Source organism: Pseudomonas sp. AC255 (assembly GCF_979258175.1).
Genome location: NZ_OZ409841.1, coordinates 4,512,501 through 4,532,257 on the forward strand (window position 1 = coordinate 4,512,501; position 19,757 = coordinate 4,532,257).

16 protein-coding genes (1 of these 16 only partly in view) are annotated in these 19,757 nt (G+C 60.6%); 12 read left to right on the plus strand and 4 right to left on the minus strand.

The window, feature by feature from the left end; genetic code table 11:
- A protein-coding gene (locus tag ACZZ0K_RS20470) for a CoA-acylating methylmalonate-semialdehyde dehydrogenase (RefSeq protein ID WP_041479657.1) crosses the window boundary here: on the minus strand, nt 1–1,314 show its 5' portion. The gene continues 180 nt to the left of window position 1, outside the view; only the first 1,314 of its 1,494 coding nucleotides appear in the window; its start codon is at nt 1,312–1,314; the stop codon falls past the left edge of the window.
- Between the two features lie 76 nt (nt 1,315–1,390).
- The gene (aptA, locus tag ACZZ0K_RS20475; RefSeq protein ID WP_064362892.1) at nt 1,391–2,740 is read right to left on the minus strand and encodes an omega-aminotransferase AptA; all 1,350 of its coding nucleotides are present in this window, start codon (nt 2,738–2,740) and stop codon (nt 1,391–1,393) included.
- 137 nt (nt 2,741–2,877) lie between these two features.
- Between aptA and ACZZ0K_RS20480 the strand changes: the two genes are divergently transcribed.
- From ACZZ0K_RS20480 to ACZZ0K_RS20520, 9 genes are all read left to right on the plus strand, one after another.
- Nucleotides 2,878–3,798 carry a LysR family transcriptional regulator gene (locus ACZZ0K_RS20480; RefSeq protein WP_056787796.1) on the plus strand — a complete coding sequence of 307 codons (921 nt, stop codon included), beginning with the start codon at nt 2,878–2,880 and terminating at the stop codon, nt 3,796–3,798.
- A gap of 119 nt (nt 3,799–3,917) precedes the next feature.
- A complete protein-coding gene (locus ACZZ0K_RS20485; protein ID WP_463559292.1) occupies nt 3,918–5,306 on the plus strand; it encodes a uracil-xanthine permease family protein in 1,389 nt (462 codons plus the stop codon).
- Nucleotides 5,307–5,394: 88 nt separating this feature from the next.
- A complete protein-coding gene (locus ACZZ0K_RS20490; RefSeq protein WP_463559293.1) occupies nt 5,395–6,045 on the plus strand; it encodes a TetR/AcrR family transcriptional regulator in 651 nt (216 codons plus the stop codon).
- A 7-nt stretch (nt 6,046–6,052) separates the two neighbouring features.
- A complete protein-coding gene (locus ACZZ0K_RS20495; RefSeq protein WP_125917571.1) occupies nt 6,053–6,634 on the plus strand; it encodes an IMPACT family protein in 582 nt (193 codons plus the stop codon).
- A gap of 612 nt (nt 6,635–7,246) precedes the next feature.
- The gene (locus ACZZ0K_RS20500; protein ID WP_258707557.1) at nt 7,247–8,794 is read left to right on the plus strand and encodes an ABC transporter ATP-binding protein; all 1,548 of its coding nucleotides are present in this window, start codon (nt 7,247–7,249) and stop codon (nt 8,792–8,794) included.
- A 13-nt stretch (nt 8,795–8,807) separates the two neighbouring features.
- A complete protein-coding gene (locus tag ACZZ0K_RS20505; protein WP_056787784.1) occupies nt 8,808–9,914 on the plus strand; it encodes an ABC transporter permease in 1,107 nt (368 codons plus the stop codon).
- A complete protein-coding gene (locus tag ACZZ0K_RS20510; protein WP_150638115.1) occupies nt 9,914–10,840 on the plus strand; it encodes an ABC transporter permease in 927 nt (308 codons plus the stop codon). Before ACZZ0K_RS20505 ends, ACZZ0K_RS20510 begins: the two co-directional genes overlap by 1 nt.
- A 277-nt stretch (nt 10,841–11,117) precedes the next feature.
- The gene (locus ACZZ0K_RS20515; RefSeq protein WP_217864429.1) at nt 11,118–11,804 is read left to right on the plus strand and encodes an SDR family oxidoreductase; all 687 of its coding nucleotides are present in this window, start codon (nt 11,118–11,120) and stop codon (nt 11,802–11,804) included.
- Between the two features lie 274 nt (nt 11,805–12,078).
- Nucleotides 12,079–13,419 (plus strand): 8-oxoguanine deaminase, encoded by a 1,341-nt coding sequence (locus ACZZ0K_RS20520; RefSeq protein ID WP_463559796.1) that lies wholly within the window; start codon nt 12,079–12,081, stop codon nt 13,417–13,419.
- 124 nt (nt 13,420–13,543) lie between these two features.
- Here ACZZ0K_RS20520 and ACZZ0K_RS20525 read toward each other — a convergent pair whose 3' ends face one another.
- Nucleotides 13,544–14,635 (minus strand): calcium:cation antiporter, encoded by a 1,092-nt coding sequence (locus ACZZ0K_RS20525; RefSeq protein WP_258707556.1) that lies wholly within the window; start codon nt 14,633–14,635, stop codon nt 13,544–13,546.
- A gap of 286 nt (nt 14,636–14,921) precedes the next feature.
- Between ACZZ0K_RS20525 and ACZZ0K_RS20530 the strand changes: the two genes are divergently transcribed.
- From ACZZ0K_RS20530 to ACZZ0K_RS20540, 3 genes are all read left to right on the plus strand, one after another.
- Complete coding sequence (locus ACZZ0K_RS20530; protein ID WP_016771815.1) at nt 14,922–15,995, plus strand: BMP family ABC transporter substrate-binding protein; 1,074 nt, start codon at nt 14,922–14,924, stop codon at nt 15,993–15,995.
- Between the two features lie 157 nt (nt 15,996–16,152).
- The gene (locus ACZZ0K_RS20535; protein ID WP_150741596.1) at nt 16,153–17,118 is read left to right on the plus strand and encodes a 2-oxoglutarate and iron-dependent oxygenase domain-containing protein; all 966 of its coding nucleotides are present in this window, start codon (nt 16,153–16,155) and stop codon (nt 17,116–17,118) included.
- A gap of 80 nt (nt 17,119–17,198) precedes the next feature.
- Nucleotides 17,199–18,152, plus strand: a complete 954-nt coding sequence (locus tag ACZZ0K_RS20540) for an adenosine deaminase (protein ID WP_024011466.1) — start codon at nt 17,199–17,201, stop codon at nt 18,150–18,152.
- A gap of 121 nt (nt 18,153–18,273) precedes the next feature.
- Here the strand turns inward: ACZZ0K_RS20540 and ACZZ0K_RS20545 are convergent, their stop codons facing one another.
- Complete coding sequence (locus ACZZ0K_RS20545; protein WP_150638125.1) at nt 18,274–19,641, minus strand: MFS transporter; 1,368 nt, start codon at nt 19,639–19,641, stop codon at nt 18,274–18,276.
- Nucleotides 19,642–19,757: the final 116 nt, after the last annotated feature.

Here is a 19,757-nt window from a genome sequence, read left to right on the forward strand (position 1 = left end):
CACGTTGACGCCGACCATGCCGACTTCGATCTCGTCGCAGAACAGCCGCGCCGCTTCGCCGTCACGGGTGAAGATGCAGGTGCCGTTGCCGTATTCGTGATCATTGATCAGTTGCATCGCCTCTTCCAGGCTGTTCACCCGCACCACGCACAGCACCGGCCCGAAGATCTCTTCTTTATAGATGCGCATCTCAGGGGTGACGTTGTCGAACAGGCAGCCACCGAGGAAGAAGCCGTCTTCATGACCGGCGACGCTCAGACCGCGACCATCGACCACCAGGGTCGCGCCCGCCGCCACACCGTCATCCACATAACCGCTGACCTTGTCACGCGCCTGACCGGTAACCAACGGCCCCATGTCCAGACCGCACGAGGTACCCGCGCCGATTTTCAGTGCCTTGATCTGCGGAACCAGTTTCGCCACCAGCGCGTCGGCAACTTGATCGCCAACACACACGGCAACCGAAATCGCCATGCAGCGTTCGCCGCAGGAACCGTAAGCCGCGCCCATCAGTGCACTCACCGCATTGTCGAGATCGGCATCCGGCATCAGTACCGCGTGGTTCTTCGCGCCGCCCAGTGCCTGAACGCGTTTGCCGCGCTTGGTGCCTTCGGCGTAGATGTATTCGGCAATCGGTGTCGAACCGACGAAACTCAGCGCTTTGACTTCCGGCGCTTCGATCAACGCGTCCACCGCTGTCTTGTCACCATGGACCACACTCATCACGCCTTTCGGCAACCCTGCTTCCAGCAGCAACTGAGCGATCAGCAGCGTCGAGCTTGGATCGCGCTCGGATGGCTTGAGGATGAAGCAGTTGCCGCAGACGATCGCCAGCGGGTACATCCACAGCGGGACCATGGCCGGGAAGTTGAACGGAGTGATACCGGCAACAATCCCCAACGGCTGGAAGTCCGACCAGGCATCGATGTTCGGGCCGACGTTGCGGCTGTACTCGCCCTTGAGGATTTCCGGGGCGGCGCAGGCGAACTCGACGTTCTCGATACCGCGCTTCAATTCACCGGCAGCGTCTTCCAGGGTCTTGCCGTGCTCTTCGCTGATCAGTTGCGAGATGCGCGCTTCGTTCTGCTCCAGCAGTTGCTTGAAACGGAACATCACCTGGGCGCGCTTGGCCGGGGGCGTGTTGCGCCAAGCCGGAAACGCAGCCTTGGCGGCATCAATGGCTTTCTGAATGGTGGCCTGGCTGGCCAGTGGCAGTTTGTGAATTGCCTGACCGGTAGACGGGTTGAACACATCTACCGCGCGACCGTTCTCGGTTACCAGTTCGCCATTGATCAAATGCGGGATAACGCTCATCGAACACTCCTGAATTCTTGTGCGCAGACGCCCGCTACAGACGCCTGCTAATTACATAGCTATATAGAAGGAAAAATCAGTCGAGCTTGTTCAGCACTTCGCCGACCGCGTCGAACAGACGATCGAGGTCTTGCGGCTTGCTGTTGAAGGTTGGGCCGAACTGCAGGGTGTCGCCGCCGAAGCGTACGTAGAACCCGGCTTTCCACAAGGCCATGCCCGCTTCGAAAGGACGCACGATGGCATCACCGTCGCGCCCGGCAATCTGGATCGCGCCGGCCAGGCCGTAGTTGCGGATGTCGATGACGTTCTTCGAGCCTTTCAGGCCGTGCAGCGCGTTTTCGAAATGCGGCGCGACTTCGGCGACGCTCTGCACCAGGTTTTCCTTTTGCAGCAGGTCGAGTGCGGCAAGGCCAGCGGCACAGGCCACCGGGTGTGCCGAATAGGTGTAGCCGTGAGGGAATTCCACGGCGTATTCCGGCGTCGGCTGGTTCATGAAAGTCTGGTAGATCTCGGAGCTGGCAATCACCGCGCCCATCGGGATCGCGCCGTTGGTGACTTGCTTGGCGATACACATCAGGTCCGGGGTTACGCCGAAGCTCTCGGCGCCGAACATCGAACCGGTGCGGCCGAAACCGGTGATCACTTCATCGAACACCAGCAGGATGTTGTGCTGATCGCAGATTTCGCGCAAACGCTTGAGGTAACCCTGTGGCGGAACCAGTACCCCGGCGGACCCTGCCATCGGTTCAACGAACACCGCAGCGATATTGGAAGCGTCGTGCAGCTCGATCAACTTGAGCAGCTCATCGGCCAAAGCAATACCGCCCTGCTCCGGCATGCCGCGGGAAAACGCATTGCTCGCCAGCAGTGTGTGCGGCAGGTGATCGACATCCATCATCGCCTGACCGAACAGCTTGCGGTTGCCGTTGACGCCGCCGAGGCTGGTGCCGGCGATGTTCACGCCGTGGTAGCCACGGGCGCGGCCGATCATTTTGGTCTTGGTCGCCTGACCTTTCAGGCGCCAATAGGCACGGACCATTTTCACCGCGGTATCGGCGCATTCGGAACCGGAGTCGGTGAAGAACACGTGGTTCAGATTGCCCGGGGTCAGTTCGGTGATTTTCTCTGCCAACTGGAAAGACAACGGATGGCCGTACTGGAAACCCGGCGAGTAATCGAGAGTGCCCAGCTGTTTCGAAACGGCTTCCTGAATTTCCTTGCGGGTGTGCCCGGCGCCGCAGGTCCACAGACCGGACAGCGAGTCGTAGATCTTGCGGCCCTTGTCGTCGAACAGCCAGCTGCCTTCAGCGCCGACGATCAGACGCGGGTCGCGCTGAAAGTTGCGGTTGGCGGTGTACGGCATCCAGTGCGCGTCCAGCTTCAGTTGGCTGGCCAGTGGCGACGGCGCGTTTTCAGGCATGTTCATCGGGCAAAACCTCGCAGGGCATAAGCGTCAGGGAGATGGAAAGCGTTGTTGCAGCTAAATTGCCACGGCGATAAAGTCGGTGAAATCCAACTCTTCTAACCTTCAGTTAGATCATTGCTAAACAAAGAGAACAAAAAATGAGCAGCCGCCGCGCCGATCCATTGGCCCAGGTCAGTGACTTTGATATCCGTTTGCTGCGGATTTTTCGCAGTGTCGTGGAATGTGGCGGCTTCTCCGCAGCGGAAACCGTGCTCGGCATCGGGCGCTCGGCGATCAGCCAGCAGATGAGCGATCTGGAACAGCGCCTCGGCTTGCGCTTGTGTCAGCGTGGCCGGGCCGGATTTTCCCTGACCGAGGAAGGTCGTGAGGTGTATCAGTCGGCACTACAGCTGTTGAGTGCACTGGAGAGTTTTCGCACCGAGGTCAACGGTCTGCACCAACACCTGCGCGGCGAGCTGATCATCGGCCTGACCGATAACCTCGTTACCCTTCCGCACATGCGCATCACCCACGCCCTCGCGCAGTTGAAGGAACGCGGGCCGGATGTGCAGATCCAGATTCGCATGATTGCACCAAACGAAGTTGAACAAGGTGTGCTCGACGGGCGCCTGCACGTTGGCGTGGTGCCGCAGGCCAGCGCCTTGTCAGGACTGGAATATCAGCCGTTATACAGCGAGCGTTCGCTGCTGTATTGCGCGGTGGGTCATCCGCTGTTTTATGTCGACGACAAGCAACTCGATGATCAACGCCTCGACAGTCAGGACGCGATTGCGCCGACCTTTCGTTTGCCGGCGGAGATTCAGGCGCACTATCAGGCGCTCAATTGCACTGCCAGTGCCTCTGACCGTGAGGGCATGGCATTTCTGATTCTGACCGGGCGCTACATCGGTTATCTGCCGGATCACTACGCCAGCCTTTGGGTGCAGCAGGGGCGTTTGCGTGCGCTCAAGGCCGGCACGCGTTTTTACGATTTGAGTCTGGCATCGGTCACGCGCAAGGGGCGGCGCCCTCATTTGGTGCTGGAAAGTTTCCTGGAGAGTCTGGCCGCGACGCGATAGATAAGCGCGCAGAGCCCAGCCCGGCAGGGCCTCATCGACAGAATCCAGGAATAACCTGAGCAAGTGGACAGGTTTTTGCAGTGAAGGGCTGACTCGTCCTTCAACAAGAAGCCAAAACCATGCAGCCAGATTCCGATTCGTCCAGTGAACTGATCTACGGCCTCAACGATCGCCCCAAACCACTCGCCGCCATTCTCGCCGCACTGCAACACGTGCTCGCCAGTTTCGTCGGCATCATCACCCTGCCACTGGTGATCGGTTCCGCGCTCGGGCTGACCGCGCATCTACCGTACCTGATCAGCATGGCGCTGATGGTCTCGGGCGTCGGCACTTTTATCCAGGCGCGGCGACCGTTCGGCATCGGCGCGGGGATGATCTGTCTGCAAGGCACCAGTTTCGCGTTTCTCGGTGCGGTGCTGTCGGCCGGGTTTCTGGTCAAGCAGCGCGGCGGCAGCCCGGAAGATATTCTGGCGATGATTTTCGGCGTGTGCTTTTTCGGCGCAATCGTGCAGATCGTGCTCAGCCGTTTCATCGGTCAGTTGCGCCGAGTGGTCACACCGCTGGTGACCGGCATTGTCATCACGCTGATCGGCATCAGCCTGATCAAGGTCGGCATCACCGATCTGGGTGGCGGCTTCAATGCCCCGGACTTCGGCGCGCCGGGCAATCTGGCCTTGGGCGTGTTCGTGCTGCTGACGATCATTCTGCTCAACCGTTCGAACACGCCTTGGGTACGACTGTCGGCGATCATCATCGGACTGGTGCTAGGCAGTCTCGCTGCGTGGTTCAGCGGAAAATTAGTGCCACAGCCGTTGCCTGACTTGCCGCTGGTGAGTTTTCCTACGCCGTTCAAGTTCGGATTCAACTTCGACTGGACCGCTTTCCTGCCGGTCGCTCTGATTTACCTGATCAGCACCATCGAAACCGTCGGCGACCTCACCGCCAACTGCATGCTCGCCCGCCAACCGATCAGCGGCCCTTCTTATATAAGCCGCTTGCGCGGTGGCGTGCTCGGTGACGGCGTGAGCTGCATGATCGCGGCGACCTTCAGCGCCTTCCCCAACACAACGTTCGCGCAGAACAACGGCGTGATCCAATTGACCGGCGTTGCCAGCCGCTACGTCGGTCTGTATATCGGCGCGATCCTGTTCTGCCTCGGCCTGTTCCCGATGATCGGTGCGGTGCTGCAACAGATCCCGAAACCGGTGCTCGGCGGTGCGACGCTGGTGATGTTCGGCGCAGTGGCGGCGGCGGGCGTACGCATTCTCGCGCAGTCACCGCTGGACCGGCGCAGCATGTTGATCATCGCCACTTCGTTCGGCGTCGGCCTTGGCATCGCCGCGCAACCGAACCTACTGCACCTGTTGCCGAAACTGGTGCAGAACCTGTTCGACTCGGCGATCACCAGCGGCGGGCTGACGGCAATCGTCCTGTGTCTTTTGTTGCCGGAAGGCAAAACCGCTGAGACAAAAAGCCCCGCGTCATTGAACAAGATCGAACAGGCGTAACTGTTTTTCCGCGCAAGGACTTGTCGGATGCCTGTGGGTGCGCTATCAACGCAACTGGTTGCACCCACAGACAATCCCGGAAGTGCCTATGACCTTTGAAGTCCCAGCCCACGGCGGCAAACCCGCCAGCCGCATTCGTCAGAAGAACGAAGAGACCATTCTCAAAGCCGCCGAAGACGAGTTCGCCCGTCACGGGTTCAAAGGCACCAGCATGAACACCATCGCGCAGAATGCCGGGCTGCCCAAGGCCAACCTGCATTACTACTTCACCAACAAGCTCGGTTTGTATGTGGCAGTGCTGAGCAACATCATCGAGTTGTGGGACAGCACCTTCAACACCCTCACTGCCGAGGATGACCCGGCCGAAGCGCTGACCCGCTACATCCGCGCGAAGATGGAATTCTCCCGGCGCCACCCACAGGCTTCGCGAATCTTCGCCATGGAAGTGATCAGCGGCGGCGAATGCCTGAGCGAATATTTCAATCAGGATTACCGCACCTGGTTCACCGGGCGCGCGGCGGTGTTTCAGGCGTGGATCGATGCGGGCAAGATGGATCCGGTCGATCCGGTGCACCTGATCTTCCTGCTGTGGGGCAGCACCCAGCATTACGCCGACTTCGCCACGCAGATCTGCCGCGTCACCGGGCGCAGCAAGTTGACCAAGCAGGACATGGAAGACGCCGGCAACAACCTGATCCGCATCATTCTCAAAGGCTGCGGCCTCACTCCTTCTCTATAAGACGTTTATGCCTTTCACCCTCAGCGGTTTTTGCGAGTACCGCGAAGAGATTCGCAAAAGCCGCTTCATCACTCTGGCGACGCCGATCAGCAGCCCCGCCGATGCGCAGGCGTTTTTCGAGCAGCACAGCGATTTGAATGCCACGCACAATTGTTGGGCGTGGAAACTCGGCGCGCAATACCGCAGCACTGACGACGGCGAGCCGGGCGGCACCGCAGGGCGCCCTATTCTCGCGGCGATCGAAGCGCAGGACTGCGATCAGGTCGCGGTGCTGGTGATTCGCTGGTACGGCGGCATTCAACTGGGCACTGGCGGCCTGGCCCGGGCCTACGGCGGTGGCGCCAACAAGTGCCTGCAAGCGGCGGAAAAAATCGAGCTGATCAGCCGCGTGCCGCTCAGTTGCGCCTGCGGATTTGCCGAGTTGGCGCTGGTGAAGTTGCGCGTGGCGGATCTCGGTGGATTGGTGGTGGAGGAAAACTTCACGGCCAATGGGGTTGAGTTGAAATTGGCGGTAGGAGAAGCGCAGATCGAAGTGCTGCAAAGTCAGTTGGCGGATCTGAGCCGTGGGCGGATTTTGTTGCAGCGTTGAGAGTGGAAGATCAAAAGATCGCAGCCTTCGGCAGCTCCTACAGGGTGATCGCATTCCACCTGTAGGAGCTGCGGAACGCTGCGATCTTTTTGGGGCATTACATGCATTCCATTTTCTGCCGACTTGCCCACATCGGCTGTGCACCCGACTGTGGATAACCTGAGCACATACCGCTGTAACCCTTCTGTCATGCGGCTTTGCGCGATTTGTTCACTTTTCGTTCAATTGATCCGACGAAACGAAAAATCAGCGTAAAAACAGATAGTTAACATCGTTTATCACCATTAGAAGAAAGCATCGCAGTGCTTATGCCCGACCTCGGCGCTTGCGCACAATTACTGTGGAACAACCTGTGGATAAGCCGTTCATGACCGTCGCTGTCGCTGGATCTGCCTAGGCCCCAAGTGATTGCTCGTTTTTTAACCAACGTAGCACGAGCAAAACTGGAGCCTGTTCAATGGCTTTGCGCTGAATTGGTGCTCGATAGAAAGACAAAACGCCCGCCGATGCGCTGCTGTCGGCACTTGCGGACCGGCTCCGCAAGCGTTCCTGACTCAATGGCCAGGAAATTGCTTTATCCACAGGCACAACTCCAAGTCAGTCGAGCCTGTCATGTCCATCGCCCCTTCCCCGCCGCGCCTGCAACTGCGCCAGATCAGCAAACGCTACCCCGGTTGTCTGGCCAACGACGCCATCGACCTGAGCATCGCGCCGGGTGAAATCCATGCCCTGCTCGGTGAAAACGGCGCGGGCAAAAGTACGTTGATGAAGATCATTTACGGGGTCACCCAGTGCGACAGCGGTGAAATGCTCTGGCAGGGGCAGCGCGTGCAGATCCGCAACCCGGCACAGGCGCGGCAGTTGGGCATTGGCATGGTGTTCCAGCATTTCTCGCTGTTCGAAACCCTCAGCGTCGCGCAGAACATTGCCCTGGCGATGGGCGCGGCGGCCGGCACGCCGAAGCAACTGGAACCGAAAATTCGCGAAGTATCGCGGCGTTACGGCATGGCGCTGGAGCCGGAGCGACTTGTCCACAGCCTGTCGATCGGCGAGCGGCAGCGGGTGGAAATCATTCGTTGCCTGATGCAGGACATCCGCCTGTTGATTCTCGACGAGCCGACCTCGGTGCTGACGCCGCAAGAGGCGGACGAATTGTTCATCACCCTGCGGCGCCTTGCCGACGAGGGCTGCAGCATTCTGTTTATCAGCCACAAGCTCGGTGAAGTGCGGGCCTTGTGCCACAGCGCCACGGTGCTGCGCGGCGGTCGGGTAGCCGGGCATTGCCTGCCGGCGCAATGTACGGATCAGCAACTGGCACAACTGATGGTCGGCGAAGCGGCGGGATTGATTGGCGAGTATCCGAAAGTCAGCGGTGGCGCGGCGTTTCTGCAGGTGCAGGGTTTGAGCTGGCACAACCCGGATCCGTTCGGCTGCTCGCTGACAGACATCGACCTGCAAGTGCGCAGCGGTGAAATCGTCGGCATCGCCGGGGTCGCGGGCAATGGTCAGGATGAGCTGCTCGCCCTGCTCAGCGGCGAGCAGCCCTTGCCTCGTGCGCAAGCGGCGACCCTGCGCTTCGCCGAGCGAAACGTCGCTGACCTGCGCCCGGACGCGCGGCGCAAACTCGGTCTGGCCTTCGTGCCGGCCGAACGCCTCGGCCACGGCGCGGTGCCGGAGTTGAGTCTGGCCGATAACGCCCTGCTCAGTGCTTTCCAGCAAGGACTGGTGAGCCACGGGTTGATCCAACGCGGCAAAGTCGAAACCCTCGCGCAGCAGATCATCCAGCGTTTCGGCGTGAAGACCCCGGACACGCAAACCGCTGCGCGCAGCCTGTCCGGCGGCAACCTGCAGAAATTCATCCTCGGCCGGGAAATTCTTCAGCAACCGAAACTGCTGATCGCCGCGCACCCGACCTGGGGCGTCGACGTCGGTGCCGCCGCCACCATCCATCGCGCCTTGATTGCCCTGCGCGATGCCGGCGCGGCGATTCTGGTGATTTCCGAAGACCTCGATGAGCTGTTCCAGATCAGCGATCGCCTCGGCGCGCTATGCGGCGGGCGTCTGTCGGCACTGCAAGACACCGGCCTTACACAGCTGAGCGATGTCGGCGCGTGGATGGCCGGCCAGTTCGATCACTCACCTCGCGCCGCCTCGGTTTAACGGAGTTCCAACCATGCTGCTTTCTCTCGAACCCCGTGGCCAGCAATCGCGCCTGATGCTGTGGTGCTCGCCGTTATTGGCGGCGGCGCTGACCCTCGGCTGCGGCTCGCTGTTGTTCATCGCGCTGGGCCACGACCCATTGCAAACCTTGCACACACTGCTGATCGCGCCCGTCAGCGATTTGTATGGAGTGTCCGAATTGCTGGTCAAGGCGCTGCCGATTCTGCTCTGCGCACTCGGCCTGGCCGTGGCCTATCAGGCGCGGATCTGGAACATCGGCGCCGAAGGCCAACTTCTACTTGGCGCCTTGGCCGGCAGTGCTCTGGCAGTGAACGTTATCGACATGCAAAGTCGCTGGGCGCTGGTGCTGATTCTGCTGACCGGCACGCTGGCGGGCGCCGCATGGGCCGGGCTCACCGCATGGCTGCGCACGCGCTTCAATGCCAATGAAATCCTTACCAGCATCATGCTCAATTACATCGCGCTGAACCTGCTGCTGTTCTGCGTGCACGGGCCGTTGAAGGATCCAGCGGGCTTCAATTTCCCGGAGTCGGCGATGTTCGGCGACGCCAGTCGTTTGCCGCTGCTGCTGGAGGACGGCCGCGTGCATGCCGGCGTGTATTTCGCCCTGCTCGCGCTGGTTGCGGTGTGGGTGTTGTTGCAGAAAAGCTTTATCGGCTTCCAGATCAAAGTGCTCGGGCTGGACAAGCGTGCGGCAGGTTTCGTCGGCTTTCGCGAGAAGCGCCTGATCTGGCTGGCGCTGTTGATCAGCGGAGCTCTGGCCGGACTCGCCGGGGTCTGCGAAGTGACCGGGCCGATCGGCCAACTGGTGCCGCAGGTGTCGCCGGGCTATGGCTACGCGGCGATCACCGTGGCGTTTCTGGGACGGTTGAATCCGCTCGGCATTCTGTTCTCCAGTCTGCTCATGGCGCTGCTGTACATCGGCGGCGAGAGCGCGCAGATGTCGCTCAATCTGCCGCAAGCGATCACCCAATTGTTCCAGGGCATGATGCTGTTTTTCCTGCTCGCCTGTGACGTGCTGATTCTCTATCGGCCACGCCTGAAACTGCGCTGGAGCCGGCGCGCCTCGACCCCTGCCGTAACCGCCGGAGCGCTGTGATGGATATCGATCTGTTGAGCAATATTTTCTATGCCATGGTCCGCTGCGGCACGCCGCTGTTGCTGGTGGCATTGGGTGAGTTGATCTGCGAGAAAAGCGGCGTCCTCAACCTCGGCCAGGAAGGCATGATGCTGTTCGGTGCGGTGATCGGTTTTATCGTCGCGCTGAACAGCGGCAACCTGTGGCTGGGTGTGCTGTTGGCGATGTTGGCCGGGATGTTGTTGTCGTCACTGTTTGCCTTGGTCGCGCTGGTGTTCAACGCCAATCAGGTCGCCACCGGTTTGGCCCTGACGATCTTTGGTGTCGGGCTTTCGACGTTTGTCGGCGCGGCATGGGTGGGTAAGCCGCTGGCGGGTTTCGAGCCTCTGGCGATTCCGTATCTGAGTGAGATCCCGCTGATCGGGCGGATGCTGTTTGCCCAGGATCTGCTGGTGTATCTGTCGTTCGCGCTATTTGCCTTGGTGGCGTGGGTAATCATCAAAAGTCGTGTCGGCCTGATCATTCAGGCGGTCGGTGAAAACCCGGATGCGGCCAGCGCAATGGGCTTGCCGGTGCTGACCGTACGCACCTTGGCGGTGTTGTTCGGCGGAGCAATGGCCGGGCTGGCCGGGGCCTATCTGTCGCTGGCCTACACGCCGATGTGGGCGGAAAACATGACCGCCGGGCGCGGCTGGATTGCCCTGGCGCTGGTGGTGTTTGCCAGTTGGCGGGTGTGGCGGTTGTTGCTCGGGGCGTATCTGTTTGGCCTCGCCAGCATCCTGCACCTGGTGGCACAGGGATTGGGACTGGCGATACCTTCGAGCCTGCTGGCGATGCTGCCGTATTTGGCGACGATCTTGGTGCTGGTGTTGCTCTCCCGCGATGCCGTACGCACTCGGTTGTATGCGCCGGTTTCGTTGGGGCAGCCGTGGCAATCGGGACATTAGTTGATGTCAGAGCGGGCCTCTTCGCGAGCAGGCTCGCTCCCACAGGAGATCTGAGTGAACACGGGCATATGTGGGAGCGAGCCTGCTCGCGAAGGCCTCCGCACCGGCAACATCTGGAGCACGACCCACAACTATTTCTGATCAAACACCCTCGAGAAACTCAAGAAGCCTGGAGTATGCTCCGGGATCAAAGCCTGTTTTTCGCCAAGCGCTGCAACTGCGCCTCGGTCAGGCGTGTCCATTGAATCCTGAATGCTGACTTTCAAGGAAACCCATCATGTCTCAGGCAAAAAACGCACTGATCATCGGCGCCTCCCGCGGCTTGGGCCTCGGTCTGGTGAAGACCCTGCTGGCCGATGGCTGGCAAGTCACCGCGACGGTGCGCAATCCGCAGAAGGCCGAGGCGCTGCAAGCGCTGGGTGACGTGCGCATCGAGAAGCTCGACATGGACGATCAGCAAGCGGTGATCGCTCTGAGCCAGAAGCTCAAGGGCGAAACCTTCGATCTGTTGTTCGTCAACGCCGGGGTCAAAGGCCCGGACGTGCAGACGCCGGGCGGCGCGACCCTGGCCGAGGTCGGGCAACTGTTTTTCACCAACGCGGTGGCGCCGATCAATCTGGCCCAGCGTTTCGTCGGGCAGATTCGCGACGGCAGCGGCGTGCTGGCGTTCATGAGTTCGGTACTCGGCAGCGTGACCATGCCCGACGCGCCGGAACTGGCGCTGTACAAGGCGAGCAAGGCGGCGCTGAATTCGATGACCAACAGTTTCGTCACGCAACTGGGCGAGCAGAAACTGACTGTACTTTCGCTGCACCCGGGCTGGGTGAAGACCGACATGGGCGGCGAAGGCGCCGATCTCGACGTCGAGACCAGCACCCGCGGGCTGATCGATCAGGTCAATGCGTTTACCGGCAAGGGCGGGCATCACTTCGTCAATTACAAGGGTGAAACCATTCCCTGGTAAGCACTGATAATCCCGATGTGGGAGCGAGCCTGCTCGCGAATACGATCTGTCAGGTAAATCTGTATCGACTGACATGACGCCTTCGCGAGCAGGCTCGCTCCCACAGGGGGATGATGGTGAATGGTCGGGTGGCGCTTGCCCGATGGGGCGATTTGTTTGAAACTGCGCGCCTCGTCCTTCGCGGCGACCCTGGATCAGCAGACAGGGCAACACTGAGCTGGCAACCCTGAACCCAACTTTCAGAGGAGCCGGCCACAATGCCTGCGACCCGTACCTGGTTAAAAATCCCCTCGCCATTTTCACCTCCAACGAGCTTGATGCCCGTGGCGGCCTTGTCGTGCAAGACGGTGTCATCGTCGAAGTCCTCGCTGCCGGTCAGCAGCCGTCGGCGCCGTGCAATGAAGTGTTCGATGCCCGCGAGCATGTGATCCTGCCGGGCCTGATCAACACTCACCATCACTTCTATCAAACCCTGACCCGCGCCTGGGCGCCGGTGGTCAATCAGCCGTTGTTTCCGTGGTTGAAAACCCTGTACCCGGTATGGGCGCGGCTGACCCCGGAAAAACTCGCCCTCGCCACGAAAGTGGCGCTGGCCGAATTGCTGCTCTCGGGTTGCACCACGGCTGCCGACCATCACTATCTGTTCCCGGATGGTCTGGAAAACGCCATCGACGTGCAGGTCGAAACGGTGCGCGAACTGGGCATGCGCGCCATGCTCACGCGCGGTTCGATGAGCCTCGGCGAGAAGGACGGCGGCCTGCCTCCGCAACAAACGGTGCAGGAAGGTCAGGTGATTCTCGACGACAGTCAGCGGCTGATTCACGAGTACCACGAGCGTGGCGACGGTGCGCAGATCCAGATCGCTCTGGCGCCATGCTCGCCATTCTCGGTGACCCCGGAAATCATGTCGGCCAGCGCTGATCTGGCGAACAAGCTCGATGTGCGTCTGCACACCCACCTCGCTGAAACTCTCGATGAAGAAGACTTCTGTCTGCAACGCTTCGGCCTGCGCACCGTCGATTATCTGGACAGCGTCGGTTGGCTCGGCCCGCGTACCTGGCTGGCCCACGGCATCCATTTCAACCCCGACGAAATCGCCCGCCTCGGCCAGGCCGGCACCGGCATTTGTCACTGCCCAAGCTCGAACATGCGCCTGGCGTCCGGCATCTGCCCGAGCATCGAGCTGACCGACGCCGGCGCGCTGTTCGGCCTTGGCGTTGACGGTTCGGCGTCCAACGATGCCTCGAACATGATCCTCGAAGCGCGTCAGGCTTTGTACATCCAGCGCCTGCGCTACGGCGCCGAAAAGATCACCCCGGAGCGCGTGCTGGGCTGGGCGACCAAAGGTTCGGCGAGCCTGCTCGGTCGCACTGACATCGGCGAAATCGCCGTGGGCAAACAGGCGGATCTCGCGTTGTTCAAGCTCGATGAACTGCGCTTCTCCGGTAGCCATGATCCGATTTCGGCGTTGCTGCTGTGCGGCGCCGATCGGGCAGATCGGGTGATGATTGGCGGCAAGTGGCGTGTGATTGATGGTCAGGTTGAAGGGTTGGATCTGAAAGGTCTGATCGCCGATCACAGCCAGGCGGCCCGGCAGTTGATCGCAGGGACCTGACTCACCGCCGTTCAAAACTGTGGGAGCGAGCCTGCTCGCGAAGAGGGAGTGTCAGACAACATGTTTGTCGGATGACACACCGCTTTCGCGAGCGGGCTCGCTCCCACATGGGTATCTGCCAGCCCTATAGGCCCAGTAGGGACAGCATGATGAATGTGGCAAACAGCACAAAGTGCGTCATGCCCTCAATGGCGTTGGTCTCGCCGTCATTGAGGTTGATTGCGCTGACGATCAGGGTGATGAAGATCATCACCGTTTGCACCGGGGTCATCGCCATTTGAAACGGCTGGCCGGTGTACAGCGCCATCGCTTCCATCACCGGTACGGTCAGAATCACCGTCGACAGTGACGCCCCCATCGCAATGTTGACCACCGACTGCATGCGATTGGCCAGCGCCGCTCGTAATGCGGTGAGAATCTCCGGCGCGGCGGAAATCGCTGCCACCAGAATCGCCGTGATAACTGGCGGCGCGCCCGTGCCTTCCAGGCCCAGATCGAGGGTCTTGGACATCACCTCGGCCAGTGCGCCGATGATCACCACCCCCGACACCAGAATGCCGATCGACAGCACCAGGCTGACCGGCTTCGGCTCCTGCTCGACCGGCTCTTTCTTCCGACGTTTGTCCGGGTAGCTGTAGCTGAAAAAGTAACTGTGCGGGCCGACCTGCATGCGCAGGAACAGCGCGTAGAGCACCATCATTGCGCCGATGGTGAACGCCGAATACATCTTCCAGTTGGCCTCGGGAATGAACTCCGGGACCACCATCGACACCCCCATCGCGGTGAGGATCATGACGCTGTAGCTGCGCGCCGAATCGTCGTTGTAGGACTGTTCGCCGTGTTTGATCCCGCCCATCAAAGCGGCGAGGCCGAGGATGCCGTTGATGTCGAGCATGACCGCTGAATAGATCGTGTCGCGCACCAGCGTCGCCGAGGCCTCGTTGCTCATCATGATCGCCAGGATCACCACTTCGACCAGCACTGCCGAGAGTGTGAGGATCATCGTGCCGTAGGGGTCGCCGACTTTTTCCGCCAGCAGTTCAGCGTGATGAGCGACGCGCATCGAGGCGGCGACAATAAAGGCGATCAGCAGCAGACCGCCGACCAGCGCGACTATCTGGCCGTTGTGCAGCAGCCAGTGTTCCAGTGGATAAGCAACGCACGCGGCAAGGACTGCCAGCAGCAGGAAGCTTTCTTGTTTGAGGATCGAGAGCATGACGGGCCTTTTGCCGAAAAGAGCTGATGAAGCTACTGACTGCCGAGCGCCGCTAACGTTTCGTTACATCTCTGCGCACCACGCGATGGCAGCTGGATTCAGGCATGCACTTTTATTGGCCTTGCCGGCCTCTTCGCGAGCAGGCTCGCTCCCACATTGAAATGCGTCCCTGTGGGAGCGAGCCTGCTCGCGAAGGCCGCGCCGCGTTTTCGAATGCGTTTGTTGTCCTTTTGGTCAGCAATTTGCATTGGCCCTGAGCACACACAACAAAATGGAGTTCGGGTTCATGCCAATACGTCCGCTGCACAAACTGCTGTACGCCGCCATCGGTCTGGGAATCAGCCTGAGCGCCAGCGCTGCCGATCCGCTGAAGGTCGGTTTCGTCTACATCGGCCCGATCGGTGACCACGGCTGGACGTATCAGCACGAACAGGGGCGCAAGGCCCTGGCGGAAAAACTCGGCACGCAGATCACCACCAACTACGTGGAAAACGTCGCCGAGGGCGCCGACGCCGAGCGGGTGATCCGCAACATGGCCAAGGACAAATACGACCTGATTTTCACCACCTCTTTCGGCTACATGAACCCGACGGTGAAAGTCGCCAAACAATTTCCCAAGGTGACGTTCGAACACGCCACAGGCTACAAGCAGGACAAGAACCTCGGCACTTACCTGGCACGCACTTACGAGGGCCGTTACGTCGGCGGTTTCCTCGCGGCGAAGATGACCAAGACCAAGAAGATCGGCTACGTCGCCTCGTTCCCGATTCCGGAAGTGATCCGCGACATCAACGCCATCCAGCTGGCCTTGAACAAGTACAACCCTGGCACCGAAATCAAAGTGGTGTGGGTCAACTCCTGGTTTGATCCGGGCAAGGAAGCCGACGCCGCCAACGCGCTGATCGATCAGGGCGTCGACGTGGTGTTCCAGCACACCGACAGCCCGGCGCCGATCCAGGCTGCCGAACGGCGCGGCGTGTATGCCGTGGGCTACGCCTCGGACATGGCCCACTTCGGCCCGAAAGCGGTGCTGACCTCTATCGTCAACGACTGGGCGCCGCACTACATTCAGGCGACGCAGAGCGTGATCGATCACACCTGGAAATCCCAGGATTACTGGGGCGGGTTGAAGGAAGGCACGGTGGAACTGCCGATCAGCGACCTGGTGCCAGCGCCGGTGAAAGCCGAGGCCGAGCAGTTGATCGCCGACATCAAGAGCGGCGCATTGCAGCCGTTTACCGGGCCGATCAAGGATCAGGCCGGTGTAGAAAAAATCCCGGCGGGCGTGAGCGCGACCAATGCGGAACTGGCTTCGATGAATTACTACGTTGAGGGCATGAAGGCCGAGATGCCGAAGTAACTTTCAAAAAATACACCGACCCGTGTGGGAGCTGGCTTGCCTGCGATGAGGCCTTCACATTCAACATCACTGTTGCCAGTTAGATCGCCATCGCTGGCAAGCCAGCTCCCACAGTTTTTTCAGTGTTCTCATGTTTGCGTTTCTTCAGGACCAGTGCATGAACAGTCTTCCGATCATTGATATCAGCCCGCTCTATAGCGACGACGAAAACGCCTGGCCTGCGGTGGCCGAACAAATCGACCAAGCCTGCCGCGAGTGGGGCTTTTTCTACATCAAGGGCCATCCGATCTCGGCGCAACGTATCGACGCCCTGCTCGATCACGCCCAGCGCTTCTTTGCCTTGCCCGCCGCAGAAAAACTCAAGATCGACATCACCCAGACCCGCCATCATCGCGGCTACGGTGCGATTGCCACAGAGCAACTGGACCCGGACAAACCCAGCGATCTGAAGGAAACCTTCGACATGGGCCTGCACCTGCCGGACGAGCATCCCGAGGTGCTCGCGGAAAAACCCTTGCGCGGCCCCAATCGGCACCCGGCGCAACCCGGCTGGGAAACGCTGATGGAGCAGCATTACCTCGACATGCAGGCGCTGGCGCAAACCCTGCTTCGAGCGATGACCGTTGCGCTGGGCATCGAGCGCGACTTCTTCGATACGCGTTTTGTCGAACCGGTCAGCGTGTTGCGCATGATCCATTACCCACCGCGTCACACCGCCAGCTCCGCCGAGCAACAAGGTGCCGGCGCCCATACCGATTACGGCTGCATCACCCTGCTCTATCAGGACAGCGCCGGCGGTTTGCAGGTGAAGAACGTCAAAGGTGAATGGATCGACGCGCCACCGATTGACGGCACGTTCGTGGTCAACCTCGGCGACATGATGGCGCGCTGGAGCAACGACCGTTATCGCTCGACGCCGCACCGGGTGATCAGCCCGCTGGGCGTGGATCGCTATTCGATGCCGTTCTTCGCCGAACCGCACCCGGACACGCGCATCGAATGCCTGCCCGGCTGCCAGGACGCGCAGCATCCGGCGAAATATCCGACCACCACCTGCGCCGAATTCCTGCTGTCGCGTTTCGCCGATACCTACGCGTATCGACGTGAGCAAGAGGCGGTTTGATCGATCACCTGGTCAGGTTTTGCCAATTGTTGCGGCCAGCCTCTGTAGAATGCCGGCATTGCACCTGATGAGAAAAGACTATGTACGACTGGCTCAACGCCCTGCCCAAAGCCGAACTGCACCTGCATCTGGAAGGTTCGCTGGAGCCTGAACTGCTGTTCGCCCTGGCCGAACGCAACAAGATCGCCCTGCCGTGGAGCGACGTTGAAACCCTGCGCAAGGCCTACGCCTTCAACAATCTGCAGGAATTTCTCGACCTGTATTACCAGGGCGCCGATGTGCTGCGCACCTCGCAGGACTTCTATGACCTGACCTGGGCCTACCTGCTGCGCTGCAAAGCACAGAACGTGATCCACACCGAACCGTTCTTCGATCCACAGACCCACACCGACCGGGGCATCCCGTTCGAAGTGGTGCTCAACGGCATCGCCGCCGCACTCAAGGATGGCGAGACGCAACTGGGCATCAGCAGCGGTTTGATCCTCAGCTTCCTGCGCCACCTCAGCGAAGACGAAGCACAGAAAACCCTCGATCAGGCGCTGCCGTTCCGTGATGCGTTTGTCGCGGTCGGGCTCGACAGTTCCGAGATGGGCCACCCGCCGAGCAAGTTCAAACGCGTCTTCGATCGCGCCCGCGACGAAGGCTTCCTCACCGTCGCTCACGCCGGTGAAGAAGGCCCGCCGGAGTACATCTGGGAAGCCATCGACCTGCTGAAAATCCAGCGCATCGACCATGGTGTCCGCGCCATCGAAGACGAGCGCCTGATGCAGCGGATCATCGACGAGCAGATCCCGCTGACCGTGTGCCCGCTGTCGAACACCAAGCTCTGCGTGTTCGATCACATGTCGCAGCACAACATCCTCGACATGCTCGAGCGCGGCGTGAAGGTCACGGTCAACTCCGATGACCCGGCGTATTTCGGCGGTTACGTGACCGAGAACTTCCATGCGCTGCACGAGCATCTGGGAATGACCCAGGATCAGGCCAAGCGCCTGGCGCAGAACAGCCTGGATGCGCGGTTGGTAAAACCTTAAGCAACACCGCAAAACCAATGTGGGAGCGAGCCTGCTCGCGAAGAGGGAGAGTCAGTCAACATTTACGTTGAATGACACACCGCTTTCGCGAGCAGGCTCGCTCCCACATTCATATCGATGTTCACTCGGTAAGCTCTTCCAGGGTCTTGCCCCGCGTCTCCATCCCGAACAGCCACACCACGCCCGCCGCGATCGCAAAGCACGCCGCGCCCAGCGCGAACACCCCGCCCTGCCCGGTAATCGGGAACACCAGCCCGGTCACCAATGGCCCGAGCAGTGAGCCGACGCGGCCGATGGCCGAGGCGAATCCCGAGCCGGTTGCCCGTGCGGACGTCGGGTACAGCTCTGGCGTGTAGGTGTAGAGCACCGCCCACATGCCGAACAGGAAAAACTGCATCAACAGCCCGGTGCCGATCAGCAACGCCACGTTGCCGCCGAACACCGCACTCTGCCCATACAGAAACGCCATCACCCCGCCGCCCAGCAGGGTGACGATGCACACCGGTTTGCGCCCCCAACGCTCGACCAGCCACGCCGCCATGAGGAAGCCGGGAATCCCGCCGAGCGAGATCAGCACCGTGTAGTAAACCGACTGCGTCACGGCGAAACCCGACTGCTGCAGCAATGCACTGAGCCAGGAAGTCAGCCCGTAAAAACCCAGCAATGCGAAGAACCACAGACTCCAGATCATCGTTGTGCGCTGGCGATATTGCGGCGACCAGATCTGCTTGAGTGCCGAGAAGAAATTACCCGGTGGCGTCACCGTGCGTGGCAAACGAACCGGTTCCGGCAAGCCTGCACCGCCCAGCGAAGCACGCACTCGCGCTTCGATGCCGTTCAACACCTTGTCCGCGTCGACGTCGCGCCCGGCCTGTTCCAGCCAGCGCGGCGACTCAGGGATGAAAAAGCGGATCGCCAGAACGAACACCGCCGGCACCGCCAGCACCAGGAAGATATCGCGCCAGCCAATCAGCGGCAGCAGGAAGTACGAGAGCACGCCCGCTGCGACAAACCCCAGCGGCCAGAAGCCGTCCATCAGGGCGATGTAGCGCCCGCGCCGTTGTGCTGGAATCAGCTCCGAGAGCATCGACTGTGCGATGGGAAACTCCATGCCCATGCCAATTCCGAGCAGGATGCGAAACAGCGTCAGCGTCTCCACCGTCTGCGCTGTCGAACACAGGTAACTGGCCACGCCCCACAACACGATGCTCCACTGAAACACCGGTTTGCGCCCGAAGCGGTCGGCGAGCATCCCAGACAACGACGCGCCGAGCACCATGCCGAAAAAGCTCGAGCTGGCCAGCAACCCCGCTTGCGCACTGCTCAGGCCGAACTCGGCTTTGATCGAGCCGAGCAGGAAAGTCATCATCGCCAGATCCATGGAATCGAAGAAAAACGCCAAGGCGATGATGATGAAAATGACGCGGTGATAGCCGCTGAGCGGCAGCCGTTCCAGGCGTTCAGCCGCACTAAAGCGTTGTGTATTCATGTTGTGCTCCCCCATCCGGAAAATCCCCGGATCGAGTGTGCGCGATGGTCATACAGAGGTCGTACTGGATGCGACCTGTTCACAGCCGTGGACGACGTCAGCCTTCAGCTCATCGC